General features: G+C 66.9%; 11 protein-coding genes. 5 read left to right on the top strand and 6 right to left on the bottom strand.

The genetic code is table 11. The annotated features are described in order from the left end of the window. Nucleotides 1-44 precede the first annotated feature (44 nt). Entirely contained in the window at nt 45-3,263 is a 3,219-nt protein-coding gene (gene carB / locus KNN16_RS04255) for a carbamoyl-phosphate synthase large subunit (protein WP_303899172.1), read from the bottom strand. 211 nt (nt 3,264-3,474) lie between these two features. Beyond that, nucleotides 3,475-4,593, bottom strand: coding sequence for a glutamine-hydrolyzing carbamoyl-phosphate synthase small subunit (carA, locus tag KNN16_RS04250; protein ID WP_303899170.1), 1,119 nt, complete (start codon nt 4,591-4,593; stop codon nt 3,475-3,477). Between the two features lie 416 nt (nt 4,594-5,009). Here carA and KNN16_RS04245 point away from each other — a divergent pair, with 416 nt between their 5' ends. The 5 genes from KNN16_RS04245 (at nt 5,010) to KNN16_RS04225 (ending at nt 11,485) form a co-directional block, all read left to right on the top strand. Further along, complete coding sequence (locus KNN16_RS04245) at nt 5,010-5,840, top strand: haloacid dehalogenase-like hydrolase (protein ID WP_303899167.1); 831 nt, start codon at nt 5,010-5,012, stop codon at nt 5,838-5,840. Between the two features lie 498 nt (nt 5,841-6,338). Continuing rightward, nucleotides 6,339-7,418: an alanine--glyoxylate aminotransferase family protein gene (locus KNN16_RS04240; RefSeq protein WP_303899163.1), complete on the top strand. Its 1,080-nt coding sequence runs from the start codon at nt 6,339-6,341 to the stop codon at nt 7,416-7,418. Nucleotides 7,419-7,432: 14 nt separating this feature from the next. Continuing rightward, entirely contained in the window at nt 7,433-9,037 is a 1,605-nt protein-coding gene (gene serA / locus KNN16_RS04235) for a phosphoglycerate dehydrogenase (RefSeq protein WP_299288739.1), read from the top strand. A 43-nt stretch (nt 9,038-9,080) separates the two neighbouring features. Beyond that, the gene (locus KNN16_RS04230) at nt 9,081-10,439 is read left to right on the top strand and encodes a nicotinate phosphoribosyltransferase (RefSeq protein ID WP_303899159.1); all 1,359 of its coding nucleotides are present in this window, start codon (nt 9,081-9,083) and stop codon (nt 10,437-10,439) included. 674 nt (nt 10,440-11,113) lie between these two features. Beyond that, nucleotides 11,114-11,485, top strand: coding sequence for a hypothetical protein (locus KNN16_RS04225; protein ID WP_303899158.1), 372 nt, complete (start codon nt 11,114-11,116; stop codon nt 11,483-11,485). Nucleotides 11,486-11,566: 81 nt separating this feature from the next. On the opposite strand, the gene KNN16_RS04220 is transcribed toward KNN16_RS04225, so the two are convergent. From KNN16_RS04220 to KNN16_RS15095, 4 genes are read right to left on the bottom strand one after another with little or no spacing between them, the layout of a single operon-like run. Next, complete coding sequence (locus tag KNN16_RS04220) at nt 11,567-12,640, bottom strand: Mrp/NBP35 family ATP-binding protein (protein ID WP_299287964.1); 1,074 nt, start codon at nt 12,638-12,640, stop codon at nt 11,567-11,569. 47 nt (nt 12,641-12,687) lie between these two features. Then, the gene (locus KNN16_RS04215) at nt 12,688-13,380 is read right to left on the bottom strand and encodes a nucleotidyltransferase domain-containing protein (protein ID WP_303899154.1); all 693 of its coding nucleotides are present in this window, start codon (nt 13,378-13,380) and stop codon (nt 12,688-12,690) included. A 24-nt stretch (nt 13,381-13,404) separates the two neighbouring features. Beyond that, the gene (locus KNN16_RS04210; RefSeq protein WP_303899153.1) at nt 13,405-14,019 is read right to left on the bottom strand and encodes a 4Fe-4S binding protein; all 615 of its coding nucleotides are present in this window, start codon (nt 14,017-14,019) and stop codon (nt 13,405-13,407) included. A gap of 24 nt (nt 14,020-14,043) precedes the next feature. Beyond that, entirely contained in the window at nt 14,044-15,198 is a 1,155-nt protein-coding gene (locus tag KNN16_RS15095; protein WP_366972871.1) for an NADH-quinone oxidoreductase subunit D, read from the bottom strand. Nucleotides 15,199-15,263: the final 65 nt, after the last annotated feature.

The following is a 15,263-nucleotide window of genomic DNA, read 5'->3' as shown; positions in this document are numbered from 1 at the left end:
CCCTTTTCTTCATCTTCGACCCGTCTCCTCCAGGGTGGAACTCCTCATGCGCTGCGCTTTCGGGCGTAGTGCTCCTGCAGGCTCATCACCGTGAAATCCCGCTCCCGCATGGCCCGGATGGCCTGGACGGCTGCGGCGGCGGCGGAGAGGGTGGTGAGCAGCGGCACCCCGTAACGCACGGCCGCCTGGCGGATCCGCATGCCGTCGGTATAGGCCCGCGGGCCCAGGGGGGTGTTCAGGATCAGCTGCACCCGCCCTTCCCGGATGGCGTCCACCACGTGGGGAGAGCCCTCGCTTACCTTGTTTACCACCTCCACCGGCAACCCCACGCGCCGCAGGGCTTCCGCCGTGCCCCGGGTGGCCATCAACCGGAAGCCCAGACGGTGGAAGTCCCGGGCGATCTTCAACACGCTCCCCTTATCGAAGTCGTTCACAGAGAGCAACACCGTCCCGTGGAGAGGCAGGGCGTCCCCAGCGGCCATCTCCGCCTTGGCGAAAGCGTGGCCGAAGGTCTCCGCCCAGCCCATCACCTCGCCGGTGGATTTCATCTCAGGGCCCAGGATGGCATCCGCGCCCGGCAGCTTGCGGAACGGAAGGACCGCCTCCTTCACGAAGAACGCCCGGACCTCCGGCGAACGGGTGAAGCCGATCTCCTCTAAGGACTGCCCCAGCATCACCCGGGTGGCGATGCGGGCCAGGGGAACCCCGGTGGCTTTGCTGATGAAGGGTACGGTGCGGGAGGCCCGCGGGTTGGCCTCCAGGACGTAGACGATGTCGTCCTTGATCGCGAACTGGATGTTGATCAGCCCCCGCACCCCCAGGGCCAGGGCGATCCGCTCGGTGTATTCCTCGATGATCTGGAGGTGATAGCGGGAGATCTTGTAGGGCGGCAGCACGCAGGCGGAATCTCCGGAGTGCACCCCTGCTTCCTCGATATGCTGGAGGATGCCCCCGATGACCACGCGCTTCCCATCCGCCACCGCATCCACCTCCGCCTCGTAGGCATCTTCCAGGAAGCGATCGATCAGCACCGGTCGCTCCGGGGAGACCCACACCGCTTCGGCCATATAGGCCTTCAAGGTCTCCTCATCGTAACAGATGGCCATGGCCCGCCCGCCCAGGACGTAGCTGGGCCGGACCAGAACCGGGTAGCCGATGCGCCGGGCGACCTCAAGGGCCTCCTCGACGGACGTCGCCGTCCCATGCTCCGGCTGAGGAATGTCCAGGTCCCGCAACAGGGCGCTGAACCGCCCTCGATCCTCCGCCAGGTCGATGGCGTCGGGGGAGGTGCCCAGGATGGGCACCCCGGCGCGGTGCAGGGGCATGGTGAGGTTGAGGGCCGTCTGCCCCCCGAACTGCACGATGACGCCGAGGGGCCGCTCCCGCTCGACGATGTTCAGCACATCCTCCAGGGCCAACGGCTCAAAATACAGGCGATCCGAGGTGTCGTAGTCCGTGCTCACCGTCTCCGGGTTGGAGTTCACCATGATCGATTCGATTCCCAGCTCCCGCAGGGCGAAGGCGGCCTGGCAACAGCTGTAATCGAACTCGATCCCCTGCCCGATGCGGTTGGGGCCGCTGCCGACGATCACCACCTTGGGGCGATCCGTCGGCGGGGCCTCGTCGCTCTCCTCGTAGGTGCTGTAAAGATAGGGCGTGTAAGCCTCGAACTCCGCCGCGCAGGTGTCCACCTGGGCGTAGCGTGGGCGGATGCCCAGAGCTTCTCGGCGGCGGCGGACCGCCTCCTCCGTGCAGCCGAAGAAGGCCGCCAGCTGGGCGTCCGAGAACCCCTCCCGCTTGGCCTGGCGCAACAGGCTTGCCGGGACCGTGGCCAGGGTGTAGCGGCGCAGCTCCCGTTCCCGCTCGACCAGCTCCGCCATCTGAACGACGAACCAGGGGTCGTATCCGGTGAGGGCGGCGACCTCCTGGACCGGCATCCCGGCCATCAGAGCGTCGTGGACGGCCCGCAGACGATCCGGGTTCGGGCAGGCCAGGGCAGCCCGCAGATCGGAGGGCCGCCGCTCAGGCGGGAATCCCTCAAAGCCCTTCGCCCCGATCTCCAACCCCCGCATCGCCTTCTGGAGCGCCTCCTTGAAGGTCCGCCCGATGGCCATCACCTCCCCCACGGATTTCATCTGGGGGCCGAGGGTCGGATCGGCGCCGGGGAACTTCTCGAAGGTCCACCGGGGGATCTTCACCACCACGTAATCGATGGCCGGCTCGAAGGCCGCCACCGTGCGCCGCGTGATCTCGTTGCGAAGCTCGTCCAGGGTGTAGCCCACTGCGAGGAGCGCGGCGATCTTGGCGATGGGAAAGCCCGTGGCCTTGGAGGCCAGGGCGGAGGAGCGGGAAACCCGCGGGTTCATTTCGATGACCCGCATCCGGCCATCGCGGGGGTTCACGGCGAACTGGACGTTGGAGCCGCCGGTCTCCACTCCCACCGCGTGCATCACCGCCCGGGCCCAGTCCCGCATGCGCTGATACTCTTTGTCCGTGAGGGTCTGGGCCGGGGCCAGGGTGATGGAATCCCCGGTGTGTATGCCCATGGGGTCCAGGTTCTCGATGGAGCACACCACCACGAAGTTGTCGTGGCGATCCCGCATCACCTCCAGCTCGAACTCCTTCCAGCCCAGAAGGGACTCCTCGATGAGGGCCGAGCCGACGGGGCTAAGGCGCAGCGCCAGATCCACGCGATCCATCAGCTCCTCCCGGGAACGGGCGACGCCGGCCCCGGTGCCGCCCAGGGTGAAGGAAGGGCGGATGAGCACCGGGTAGCCCACCTGCTCGGCGAAGGCCAGCGCCTCCTCCACGGAGCGGGCCAGGACGCTGCGGGGGACCTCCAGGCCGGCTTTCTCCATCGCCTCTTTGAAAGCGAGGCGGTCCTCCGCGATGCGGATCGCCTGAGGCGAGGCGCCGATGAGCTCCACCCCGTAGCGCTCCAGGACCCCTTGTTCGTGCAACGCCATGGCCAGGTTCAGGGCGGTCTGGCCGCCCAGGGTGGGGAGCAAGGCGTCCGGCCGCTCTCGGGCGATGATCCGCTCGAGGATCTCCGGGACCAGGGGCTCGATGTAGGTGGCATCGGCCATCTCGGGATCGGTCATGATGGTGGCCGGGTTGGAGTTGACCAGGATCACCCGATAGCCTTCCCGCCGCAGGACCTTGAGGGCCTGGGTCCCCGAATAGTCGAACTCGGCCGCCTGGCCGATCACAATCGGCCCGGAGCCGATGACCAGGATGGAGCGGATGTCGGTGCGCCGCGGCATCCGGAGTTCCACCTCGCCGCACAAATGGGCGGGCGTTTTCCAACGCCCGCCCCATTCCACAGCGTTTTCGCGCTGACGCTTTACATTTCTCAGCCTGGCTGTTCTAAGAGATTGAGCGCATCTGCCGGGGTGAGAACGCTCAGGCTGGATGATCCCCGCTCCAGTTGCTGCCGATCCAGGGTGATCAAGATCGCTCCATACCGACGAGCGACTAACGTCCCAGCGTTTCTACCCATTGATCGAAGATGGGATCCGCGTCGTGGGGGCCGGGATTGGCCTCCGGATGGTATTGCACGGAGAACACCGGCCGATCCCGCAGCGCCAGCCCCTCCACCGTCCCATCGTTCAGATTGAGATGGGTGATCACCACCTGATCCGGGTCCAGGGTATCGGGGTCCACGGCGTAATTGTGGTTCTGGGCGGTGATCTGGACCCGACCGGTGGTCCGGTCCAGGACCGGGTGGTTGCTCCCGTGGTGGCCGAAGGGGAGCTTGTAGGTGCGGGCGCCTATGGCCCGGGCGATCAGCTGATGGCCCAGGCAGATGCCGAAGAGCGGAACCCCCGTTTCGAGGAGCCCTCGCACGATCTCCACGATCCCCGGCAACCCGGCGGGGTCCCCCGGCCCGTTGGAGAGGACAATCCCATCGGGCCGCAGGCGGAGGGCCTCCGCCGCGGGCGTGTAGGCGGGCACGACCGTAACCCGGCATCCTCGATCGACCAGCCGCCGGAGGATAGAGCGCTTGACGCCGAAGTCATACACCACCACGTGGCGCCGCCGCTCGGGATCCGGCTGGAATCCATGGGGCTGCCAGCGGCCGGATCCCTCCATCCACTCATAGGGAACGGCGCAGGTTACCTCGCGCACCGTGTCCCGGCCCTCCAGCCCTTCCCACGCTCGTGCCATCTCCACCAGGGACTCCGGATCCACTCCCTCCGTGGAGAGGGCCGCCTTCATCGCCCCTTTCTCCCGGATCCGCCGGGTCAGGGCGCGGGTGTCGACCTCGCACAGGCCGGGCACGCCGTGGCGGGCGAGATAATCCTCCAGGCTCTCCTTCGCCCGCCAGTTGGAGACCACCGGGCTTAAGGCGCGGACGATGAAGGCAGCGACCTGAGGGCGATCGCTTTCCACGTCTTCATCGTTCACCCCCACGTTGCCGATGTGGGGACACGTCATCACGACCATCTGGCCCCGATAAGAGGGATCCGTGAGGATCTCCTGGTAGCCGGTCATCGCGGTGTTGAAAACCACCTCCCCCACCACGGTGGCCCGCGCCCCGAAGGCCCGCCCGATAAAGACCGTCCCATCCTCCAGCGCCAGAACCCCCTGCATCCGGATCTCCTCTTCCGCTCTCCGACGCCGTGTCCGGTTTTGTGATCTATGGAGCGATTTGAGGGAATATCTTAACCATGGGCCGGATCTCCGTCAAGGCGCCCCGGAGAAGCCGTCCACGAATAGGGACACGAATACACAAATGAAAGCGCGCGGGGACTTCGAAGGCTGGGTGGGGGTCGTCCACGAAGGAGAGGCACGAACCCACGAATGGGAGTATGCCTGAGACTCCGGAGGTCAGAGTCGTGCCTTCATCTTTCAGAGGGTGTGTCCCAATTTTGTCGGGCCCGGCCGCCTTGTAGGACAACTGCAAGCAGTTGTCCTACGATTTCGGGACACACCCCTTTCAGATTCGGGGACGGCCCCTCTTGCGATCCGTGGTATAATCTTGCGAAATCCTTCACGGAGTGGGCGGAATGGAGGCCGGACCGGTCCGCTGGGTCTCGTTCACCCACGTGTTTTTCGACTGCGATGGGACGCTGGTAGGGGTGGAGGGGATCGTGGAGCTGGCCCGGCGACGGGGCCAAGCGATGGCGGTGGCCGCCCTCACGGAAGCCGCGATGTCCGGCCATCTCCCTCTGGAAGCCGTCTACGAGCAGCGCCTCGCGCTGATCCGCCCGACCCGCGCGGAGATCCAGGAGCTGATCCGCATCTACCGGGAACATCTCCTCCCGGACGCCGCGGGGGTGATCCACGCCCTCCACGCCTGTGGGATCTCCGTGCATCTGATCAGCGGCGGATTGGAGGAGGCGGTGCGGGGGCTGGGGCGTTTCCTGGGCATCCCCGCCCAGCGCATCCACGCCGTCCGCCCGCGCTATGATCCCTTCGCAGGGGCATGGTGGCGAGGCGAGGAAGGACCCGCTGTCGGCGTGGAGCCTTCTCCTCTGATCGCCCAGGACGGGAAGGCCCGCCTGCTGGAGGGCTTCCGGGCACCGGGGCGGCGCTTGATGCTGGTGGGGGATGGGATCACCGATCTCATCGCCCAGGGCGCGGTTCACCTTTTCGCCGGATTTGGGGGCGTGTTCCACCGACCCGCTGTCGCGGAGAACGCTGAGGTCTACATCCGCTGCCCGCGCCTGGCGCCTATTCTTCCTCTGGCGCTCTCCCCGGAACGCGCCCGGGCCCTGCAGGGAACCCCGGCGGAGGGGATCCTGCGGGAGGGTCTGCAGGCCTTCCGGAACGGCGAGGCCCGCTTTCGGGATCCTGTCCGCCATGAACGGTTCCTTCAGGCGTGGCACGCGCTATAAGCCGAAATTCGTTTCGGCATCCTTTTGTAGAAGCGGCTTTAGCCGCGACTTTTCGTCGTCAAAGACGGAGGTTCGGGGCAAAAGACCCTTCTTCCGTAAGCCGAAATTCATTTCGGCATCCCTGTTGCAGGAGCGGCTTTCGCCGCGCTCGGTTGTGACGATGGGCGAGGGGCCGTCCACGAATGGGGGCACGAAGTAGGAGCGGCTTTCGCCGCGACCTCCTGCGTCATCAAAGACGGAGGTTCGGGATGAAAGCCCCTCCTGCGTAAGCCGAAATTCATTTCGGCACCCTGGCTCTAAGAGCTTCCGCCACGACCATCGAGGGATCGAAGGCAGGGATTGGGGTTTCAAGCTGGATCTGGACGCCTGCAGACGGTCAGGTGTTCTCTGCACCGGCTGAGTCGAAATAAATTTCGACTTACAGAGAACCTTGCGTCATCGAAAACCGAAGTTCGGGGCTAAAGCCCCTCCTACCAGAGGTAAGGAGGTGGATCCCGTATGGAAGAGGCGCCGATGCTCTTCATCCCCGGCCCGACGTATGTCCCGGAGGAGATCGCGCAGGCGCAGGCCCGACCGATGATCGGCCACCGCAGCCGGGAGTTCACCGCTTTGTTCGAGCGGCTGATCCCGCGCCTGCAGGCGATCTTCCGCACGCGCGGGCGGGTGTTCTTCGTCGCCGCCTCCGGCACCGGCCTGTGGGAGGCCGCGATCCGCAACCTGGTGCGCCGGAAGGTCCTCTGCCTGATCAACGGCGCCTTCGGGGAGCGATGGCATCAGGTGGCGCTGGCCAACGGGAAAGAGGCGGCCGCCCTCTCCGTGGCCTGGGGGCAGGCCATCCGGCCTGAGCAGGTTGTGGAGGCCCTCTCCGCCCACCCCGACGCCGAGGCCATCACCGTCGTGCACAACGAGACCTCCACGGGAGTGATGAACCCCCTGGCGGAGATCGCCGCGGCGGTGCGCCAGGCCTTCCCGGACGTGCTGATCCTGGTGGACGCGGTCTCCTCCCTGGGCGGGGCACCCCTGGAGACCGATGCCTGGGGCCTGGATTTCGTCCTCACCTCCTCCCAGAAATGCCTGGCCCTGCCCCCGGGGCTGGCCTTCTGCGCCGTGTCGGAGCGGGCGATGGAGAAGGCGAAAGAGGTTCCTCATCGGGGCTACTATTTCGACCTGCTCACCATGGCGCGTTACGCGGACCGGGGGGAGACGCCAGCCACGCCCGCCATCTCCCTGCTCTTCGCCGCCGATCGGCAGTTCGACCGCATCCTGGAGGAAGGGCTGGAGGCCCGCTGGGAACGCCACCGCCGCATGGCGGAACGGGTGCAGGCCTGGGCCTCGGAGCGGTTCGCCCTGTTCGCCGAGGACGGCCACCGCTCCTGGACGCTGACCTGCGTGTCCAACACCCGGGGGATCGACATCAGCGCCCTGAACGAATTCCTGCGTCGGCGGGGCAAGGTGATCTCCTCCGGCTACGGCCCGTTGAAGGGGAAAACCTTCCGCATCGCCCATATGGGGGAGATCCAGCCCCATCACATCGAGGCGCTGCTGATGGATATCGACGAATGGCTCGCTGCGAAGTGAGGAGGGACACGCAGATGTGGCGCATCGCGTTGACGGACCCGCTGGACGAGGAAGGGCTGGCCCTGTTGCGCGCGGACCCTGAGGTAGAGGTGGTGGAGGCCCGACGGCCCTCGCCGGAGACGCTGCGGGAGCTGGTCCGGAACTGCGACGCGCTGATCGTGCGCAGCGGGGTCCGGCTGGACGCGAAAGTGCTGGAGGCGGCGGAGCGGCTCCGGGTGATCGCCCGGGCAGGCATCGGCGTGGACAACATCGACCTGGAGGCGGCCACGCAAAGGGGGATCCTGGTGATGAACACGCCCGCGGCCAGCACGGTGGCCGTGGCGGAACACACCTTCGCGCTGCTGCTGGCCCTCCTGCGCAAGATCCCCCCGGCCTGGCTCTCCCTGCGGGAGGGCCGCTGGGAGCGGGAGCGCTTCCTCGGGGTCCAGCTGGCGGGCAAGACGCTGGGGTTGCTGGGGTTGGGGCGGATCGGGACGGAGGTGGCCCGCCGGGCCCGCGCCTTCGAGATGCACGTGATCGCCTTCGATCCCTACATCCCTGAGGAGCGGGCCGCGGCCTTGCAGATCGAGCTGGTGCCCGATCCCGATGAGCTCTACGCTCGGTCCGACATCCTGAGCCTGCACGTCCCCCTCACCCGGGAGACCTATCGCATGCTCAACCGGGCGGCCTTTGAGAAGATGAAGCCCGGGATCTATCTGGTGAACACAGCCCGGGGGGCGGTGATCGATGAGGAGGCGCTCTTGGAGGCCTTGAACGCCGGTCGTGTCGCCGGGGCGGCCCTGGATACCTTCAGCGAGGAGCCGCCGCGCTCGCCGATCCTGCAGGCCCTGATCGCCCACGAACGGGTGCTGGCGGTGCCCCACCTGGGGGGCAGCACCCGCGAGGCCCAGCGTCTGATCAGCCGGCAGATCGCCCAGCAGGTGCTGGACGCCCTGCGGGGCCGGGATTTCCGCAACGTGGTGAACCTCCCCTTCCCGGAGGGGGCTGATTATCGCGCCCTGGCTCCCTATATGCGCCTGGCGGAGGTGCTGGGGAGCCTGCAGATGCAGATCGTGCGGGGGCGCATCTATCAGGTGGAGATCGATGTGCGGGGGGAGGAGCTGCGCCCGGTGATCCGGCCGCTGGGGGTGGCGTTGCTGAAAGGGCTGCTCGCCCCTATCCTGGGGGACACGGTGACCTTCGTGAACGCCCCCGTGCGGGCCCAGGAGCACGGCATCCGCATCGTGGAGGCCCCCCAGCCGATCCTGGGGGCCTACGCCCAGGCCATCGCCTGCCGGGTTCTCTCCACCAAAGAGGCGCGGCTGATCGTCGGCGCCCTGTTCGCCGGGGAGCCCCGCATCGTCCAGGTGGACGCCTTCCCGATGGAGGCGCTGCCCCGCGGGGCCATGCTGGTCATGCGCAGCCGCGACGTGCCCGGGGTGATCGGCCGGGTGGGGACGCTCCTGGGCCAGTATGGGATCAACATCGCCGAGTGGCGCCTGGGGCGAGACCGCCCGGGTGGGACGGCCCTGTCGTTCATTAATCTGGACAGCCCGGCCCCGGAGGCCGTCCTCGAGGCCCTGCGCCGGATGCCGGAGATCGAAGACGTGCGCCAGGCCTTCCTGCCGGAGAGCATGTAATCCGGGGATGATCCCAGGCGATCCTTTGCGCGAGGGAACCCAGATGCTGCGCCCGGAAGATCGGATCCTGGTCACGGATCTGTATGAGCTGACCATGGCCCAGGCCTACTGGGCCCATGGGGTCACCGGCTTGGCCACCTTCAGCCTGTTCGTGCGGGATCTCCCGCCGGAGCGGGGCTTTCTGGTGGCGGCCGGTCTGGAGGATGTGCTCCGCTTCCTGGAAGATTTCCGCTTCCCCCCGGAAGCCCTGGAGTATCTGGAGTCCACCGGGATCTTCGCCCGCCCCTTCCTGGATTACCTCGCCGAGCTGCGCTTCACCGGGGACGTGTGGGCGGTCCCGGAGGGGACGCTGGTGTTCGCCCAGGAGCCGATCCTGGAGATCACGGCGCCCATCATCCAGGCCCAGATCGCGGAGACCTATGTGATCAACCAGGTGCACCTGCAGACGATGATCGCCACCAAGGCCGCTCGCTGCGTCGCGGCCGCCCGGGGGCGAGGGGTGGTGGATTTCGCCCTGCGACGGACCCATGGGGTGGACGCCGGGCTGAAGGTCGCCCGCTGTTCGTATCTGGTAGGCTTCCAGGCCACCAGCAACGTCCTGGCGGGCAAGGTCTATGGGATCCCCATCACGGGGACCATGGCCCACTCGTTCATCATGGCCTTTGCGGAGGAGGAGGAAGCCTTCCGGGCCTTCGCGGAGACCTTCCCGGAGCGGGCGATCTTCCTCATCGATACGTATGACACGCTGGAGGGGGCCCGTCGGGCCGCCCGGGTGGGCCTGGAGCTGCGGGAGCGAGGGCGTCGCCTGCTCGGGGTGCGCCTGGACAGCGGAGATCTGCTCGCCCTCAGCCGGGAGGTGCGCCGCATCCTGGACGAAGCGGGCCTTCCCGAGGTGCGGATCCTGGCCAGCGGGGGGCTGGATGAATACCGCATCGAGGAGCTGGTGCAGGCCGGCGCGCCCATCGACGCCTTTGGGGTGGGGACCCGGATGGGGGTTTCGGAGGACTGGCCGTGGCTGGACATGGCCTACAAGCTGGTGGCCTATGAGGGCCGTCCGGCCCGCAAGCTGAGCCCGGGCAAGGCGTCCCTCCCCGGCCCGAAGCAGGTTTTCCGGTTTTACGATGAGGAAGGGAAGATGAAGGAGGACATTCTGGCGCTGCGGGAGGAGCGGATCGAAGGGGGGGCGCCGTTGCTGGAGAAGGTCATGGAGGGCGGGCGTCTGCTCCGCCCCCACCCGGCCCTGGCCGAGCTGCGGGAACGGTTTCGGGAGGCGTTCGGGCGGCTGCCGGAGCCCTACAAGGCCTTGCGGGAGGCCCCTCGCTATCCGGTGCGCCTCAGCCCGAGCCTGGAGGCCCTGGCGAACATGCGGACCGCTCCAAGGGAGGCGTTAGGAGAGAGCTAAACGGCCTTCACGCCGATTGAAATCGGCCTTCCCAGGCGCTTACGCGCCAGGCGTCGGCCTCCGCCGACGCAAAGAACGCTTTCCCGGTCGGCGCAGGCTTTCACGCCGATTGGAAATCGGCCTTCTGAGGCGCTTACGCGCCAGGCGTCGGCCTCCGCCGACGCAAAAGACACCTCCCCGGTCGGCACAGGCCGACCGTTGGCCGAAGGCCCCGGGAGGCCGAATTCATTCGGCCCACAAGCCGACCCACCGGCCGAAGCCTTCGCGCCGATTGGAAATCGGCCTTCAAAGGCGCTTGCACGCCAAGCGACGGAGCGCTCGCATGTGATCCGGGGACCGATCTCCCATTCCCGCCTCCTTGGACGCGCGGGGAGACGGATCCGAAGGGCAACCTCATAATGCAGGGCAACTGCTCGCAGTTGCCCTGCATGCGGAAAAACCGAAACGCCCCCAACGGCCCGCCTCTCCGTTGCAGGGGGCGCCTTCGTCATGATATCATCTCGGAAAACAAGCGGGGTGATGCGCCCCGATGGGGGTGTGTCCCAATTTTGTCGGGCTGGCCGCTTTGTAGGACAACTGCAAGCAGTTGTCCTACGATTTTGGGACACACCCCCCGATGGAAATGGAGCGCATCGCCTCGGGCCGGTCGATTCCACTCTGAAGGAGGATTCCCCATGTCCACCGAACCGATGTCCGGCGCGCCCTCCCCGGCTCCCCTCTCCCAGCGGGATCAGCTGCTGGCCATCCTGCCCTGGTGGATCTGGTTCGTGGGGCTGGCGGCCTTCTTCGTCCAGGACCTCCATCCCCTGGCCAAACGGCATGCCTTCTGGGGGATGGGCTACAACCTGGCCCTCAGTGTCCTGTTCGGATGCTGTCCCCTGCTGTTCATGATCATCTCCGGGGCCTCCGGAAGCGACGCGCTTCGATCCCTCTCCACCCTGGGGGGCCTGGCCGCTTCGTGTCTGGCGTTCCTGCTCTGGGCCGGCGTTGCTCTCCTGAACACCTACGCCGTGCTCCAGAACAAAGGGCCCTGGCTGCAGGGGTAGAGAGCCCGACGCGCGGTCGCGGAAAAAACAACGGGGAGGCCGCGCAGGCCTCCCCGTTGGGCCATCCCCAGCGGGATCCGCTCAACGCGCGGGGGAGGGGCCCGAGGGCGCCGGCTCGCTGAGGTTGAGGACGCTGATGCGGGCGGCGATCTGGCGGGCAATGTCCCGCATGGCCTGGGCCGCTGGGCTGTCGGGGTGGGCGATCACGAGGGGCCGCCCCGCATCCCCGCCCTCCCGCACCCGCGGGTCCAGCGGGATGCGCCCCAGGAAAGGCACCCCCATCCGCTCCGCCAGTTGACGGCCGCCGTCCTCCCCGAAGATGGCGGTCTCCCGGCCGCAGTGGGGGCAGACGAATCCGCTCATGTTCTCCACCACCCCCAGCACAGGCACCTCCAGCCGCCGGAACATCTCCACCGCCCGTCCCACATCGCTCAGCGAGACGGCCTGGGGCGTGGTCACCACCACCGCTCCGGTCAGGGGCACCAGCTGGGCCAGAGAGATGGCCACATCCCCGGTCCCCGGCGGCAGATCCACCACCAGGTAATCCAGCATCCCCCAGTCCACGTCGGTCAAAAACTGCCGCACCGCGCTGTGGAGCATCGGGCCGCGCCAGATCACCGGCTGATCCGGAGGGAGCAAGAAGCCCATGGACATCACCCGCACCCCATAGGCTACGGCGGGGATGATCTTGTTGTCCCGCGGGGCGGGGATGCGCCGCACGCCCATCATCTCCGGGATGTTGGGGCCATACACATCGGCGTCCATCAGCCCGACCACCGCCCCCATCCCGGCCAGGGCCACCGCCAGGTTGACCGCCACCGTGCTCTTGCCCACCCCGCCCTTGCCGCTGCCCACCGCCAGGATGTTCTTGAAGGCCAGGCCTTCGATCCCCTGCAGCCGGGCGTGGGCCGGCACCTGTGCCGACATCCGCAGGTCCACCTCCCGCACCCCGGGAAGGGCCTGGAGGGCGGCGCGTACCTCCGCCTCAATGCGCTCCGTCAGGGGACAGGCCGGGGTGGTGAGCACCACCGTGAGCGAGACCCGATCGCCCTCCACCCGAACGTCCCGCACCATCCCCAGGGAGACGATATCCCGCCCCAGCTCCGGGTCGATCACCCGGCGCAACGCCTGCATCACCTGTTCCGTCGTCGCCATCCATGCCTCCTGTTTCCCACCGGTAGACGGTGGAGATCCCCGGCCTCTCACCGGGGGAGCAAACGCTCGATGAAGCGCTGGACTTCTTCCTTCCACAAGCGGAAAGCCTCCGCGGCCTGCTCCTTCGGATATTCCCCTTCATACCAGAATCGGATATGAAGGTGATGGATCAGGCGGCGAAACAGCTCCGCCAGCTCCGGGGGAAGCGCACGCGAAAGACGCCCCCAGCGCTCCTCGTCGGTGCCTAAGTAGATCATCACGGCCAGGCGGGCGGCCTCGAAGAGGGTGTTGAAAGCCGTTCGATAGTGGCGATCTCGTCGCAGAGGAGAGGTTGCCTCCTGGGCCAGGCGGGCATAATCCTCTGCGGCTGCCAGAGTCTGCCAGACCTCCTCCGGGGATGGGACCGGCATGCCGGATAACGCCTCCTCGAGGATCCGCGGGTCCCCCCAGATCAGACGGCCCGCGCGGATGGCCGGAGCCAGCCCGCCCAGGGGCTCCCCAACCCGTCGGATCACCAGATCCACCGGGAGCGGGAGATCGGTTAGGAGATCGTGAAGGATGGATTCCTCCGGCTGTCCCTCTGTGAGGATCAACAGATCCAGATCGCGGGCCATCTCCTCGGCCCAGGCCGCCGACCCAAACAGGATCACCGCCCGCAGCCCCGGGTCTGCCCGCCGCAGCCGGGCCACTGCCTCTTCCAGCACCGCCGCCGTTTCGATGGCCTCCGTTCGCGTGCGCACCGCGGATCCTTTCCGTTATCGCGCTCAGGAGGAGGCATGGGCTGCCGCCTTCTCCCCCTTCTTCGCTTTCTCCGCCTCCTTCTCCGCTATCTCCCGCGCCCAGTCCGAGGGATGGATCCGGGCATGATAGGTGTCGGGCTTCAGCAGGCGCGGCAGATCGAAGAGCAACGATTCGTAGCGCTCGTAAGCGGAGAGCTCATAATCGTGGTCCATCTTGATCGCATCGAAGGGGCAAAACTCGGCGCAGAAGCCGCAGGACATGCAGATGGTGGCGTCGATGTAGAAGGCCTCCGGCTCCGGCTTCGGGCGACCGGTCTGGGGGTCCGTGCCCCGCACGATCCAGATGCACTGGGGCGGGCAAACCTTGGCGCAGATCCCGCAGGAGGTGCACTTGATCTTGTTCTCCTGGGTGTCGTAGACCAGGAAGGGGATGTAGCGGAAGTTCTCGGGCAGCGGCAGCTTTTCCTTCGGATACTGAACGGTGAACACGCCACGGGCCCGCGGGCCCTGGCGGGCCGGGAGATGGCGCGGCTGATAACGCCCGCCCTCGAAGAGATAGCGGACGTCCTCGAGATAGGAGTAGATGAAATGCTTCAGCGTGACGCCGAGGCCCTTGAGGATGCCGAGACCGTAGATCATCGCGCGTCGCCTCCCGCTTGCAGGCTAACGGTCGACCTCTCCCAGCACGATGTCGATGCTGCCCAGGATGACCACCACGTCGGCCACTTTGTGGCCCTTGCACATCTCGTTCAGAGCGGTGAGGTTGATGAAGGACGGCGCCCGGATGTGATAGCGGTAGGGGTTGGGGCTGCCGTCGCTGACGAGGTAGAAGCCCAGCTCCCCCTTCGGGTTCTCCACCCGCCCGTAGGCCTGCCCGGCGGGCACGCGGATCATATACTGCTTCTTGCCCGCCTGGATCTCCCCCTTGGGGATCTGATCCAGGGCCTGGCGGAGGATGCGCAGGGACTGCCACATCTCGTCGATGCGGATCAGGTAGCGATCGTAAACGTCTCCGTTATAGCGGACCGCCACATCGAAGTCGAAGCGATCGTAGATGCTGTAAGGCTCCGCCCGGCGCACGTCGTAAGGGATCCCCGAGGCGCGCAGCACCGGCCCCGCCGTGCTGTAGGCCACCGCCAGGTCCGGCGGGAGCACCCCTACCCCCTGGCAGCGGGCTTTGATCAGCTCGTTATGCGTGAGGTAGCGGTCCAGCTCCTCGATGGCCCGGGGGAGACGGTTATAGACCAGCTCCCTGGCCCGGGCGATCCAGTCGTCGGAGACATCATGGGCCACGCCGCCGAAGCGCATATAGTTGCACATCATCCGGGACCCCGAGGCCTCCTCGAAGAGGTCCAGGATCAGCTCCCGCTCTTCAATGGCGTAGAGGGCGGGGGTGAAGAAAGCCCCCAGGTCGTTCAGAAGGAAGCCGATGGCCCAGAGGTGGTTGACGATCCGGGTGAACTCCGCCATGATCACCCGCAGATACTCCGCCCGCTCCGGGGGCTTGATCCCCAGCAGCTTCTCCACGGCGATGGCGTATCCCAGGTTGTTGCTCATCGAACAGATGTAGTCGAGCCGGTCCGTGTAGGGCATGTTCTGGAGATACATATTGCGCTCGCCGATCTTCTCATGGTTGCGGTGGAGGTAGCCCATGACCGGCTCCAGGCGCACGATGGTCTCCCCGTCCAGGGTGACCACCATGCGGAAGACCCCGTGGGTGCTGGGATGCTGGGGACCCATGTTGACCACCAGCCGCTCCGTGCGCAGGGTCTTCGGCTCCACCACCTCCCCCGTGTCCGCCCGGGCGAACTGCCCCATGCCGATGTAGAGCAGCTCGTCGGAGGTGTCCTCGACCTGGTCGGGATCCCAGTCCAGCGGATACT

Source organism: Thermoflexus hugenholtzii (assembly GCF_018771565.1).
In the GTDB taxonomy this organism is placed as follows: domain Bacteria; phylum Chloroflexota; class Anaerolineae; order Thermoflexales; family Thermoflexaceae; genus Thermoflexus; species Thermoflexus hugenholtzii_A.
Note: the sequence above shows the minus strand (reverse complement) of the source record. Positions and strands in the feature narration are given on the sequence as shown.

Excerpts from the sequence above, each read along its gene's own strand:
- carB (WP_303899172.1), bottom strand. The coding sequence starts at position 3,263 with ATGCCGCGGCGCACCGACATCCGCTCCATCCTGGTCATCGGCTCCGGG.
- carA (WP_303899170.1), bottom strand. The coding sequence starts at position 4,593 with ATGCAGGGGGTTCTGGCGCTGGAGGATGGGACGGTCTTTATCGGGCGG.
- KNN16_RS04245 (WP_303899167.1), top strand. The coding sequence starts at position 5,010 with ATGGAGGCCGGACCGGTCCGCTGGGTCTCGTTCACCCACGTGTTTTTC.
- KNN16_RS04240 (WP_303899163.1), top strand. The coding sequence starts at position 6,339 with ATGGAAGAGGCGCCGATGCTCTTCATCCCCGGCCCGACGTATGTCCCG.
- serA (WP_299288739.1), top strand. The coding sequence starts at position 7,433 with ATGTGGCGCATCGCGTTGACGGACCCGCTGGACGAGGAAGGGCTGGCC.
- KNN16_RS04230 (WP_303899159.1), top strand. The coding sequence starts at position 9,081 with ATGCTGCGCCCGGAAGATCGGATCCTGGTCACGGATCTGTATGAGCTG.
- KNN16_RS04225 (WP_303899158.1), top strand. The coding sequence starts at position 11,114 with ATGTCCACCGAACCGATGTCCGGCGCGCCCTCCCCGGCTCCCCTCTCC.
- KNN16_RS04220 (WP_299287964.1), bottom strand. The coding sequence starts at position 12,640 with ATGGCGACGACGGAACAGGTGATGCAGGCGTTGCGCCGGGTGATCGAC.
- KNN16_RS04210 (WP_303899153.1), bottom strand. The coding sequence starts at position 14,019 with ATGATCTACGGTCTCGGCATCCTCAAGGGCCTCGGCGTCACGCTGAAG.
- KNN16_RS15095 (WP_366972871.1), bottom strand. The coding sequence starts at position 15,198 with ATGGGGCAGTTCGCCCGGGCGGACACGGGGGAGGTGGTGGAGCCGAAG.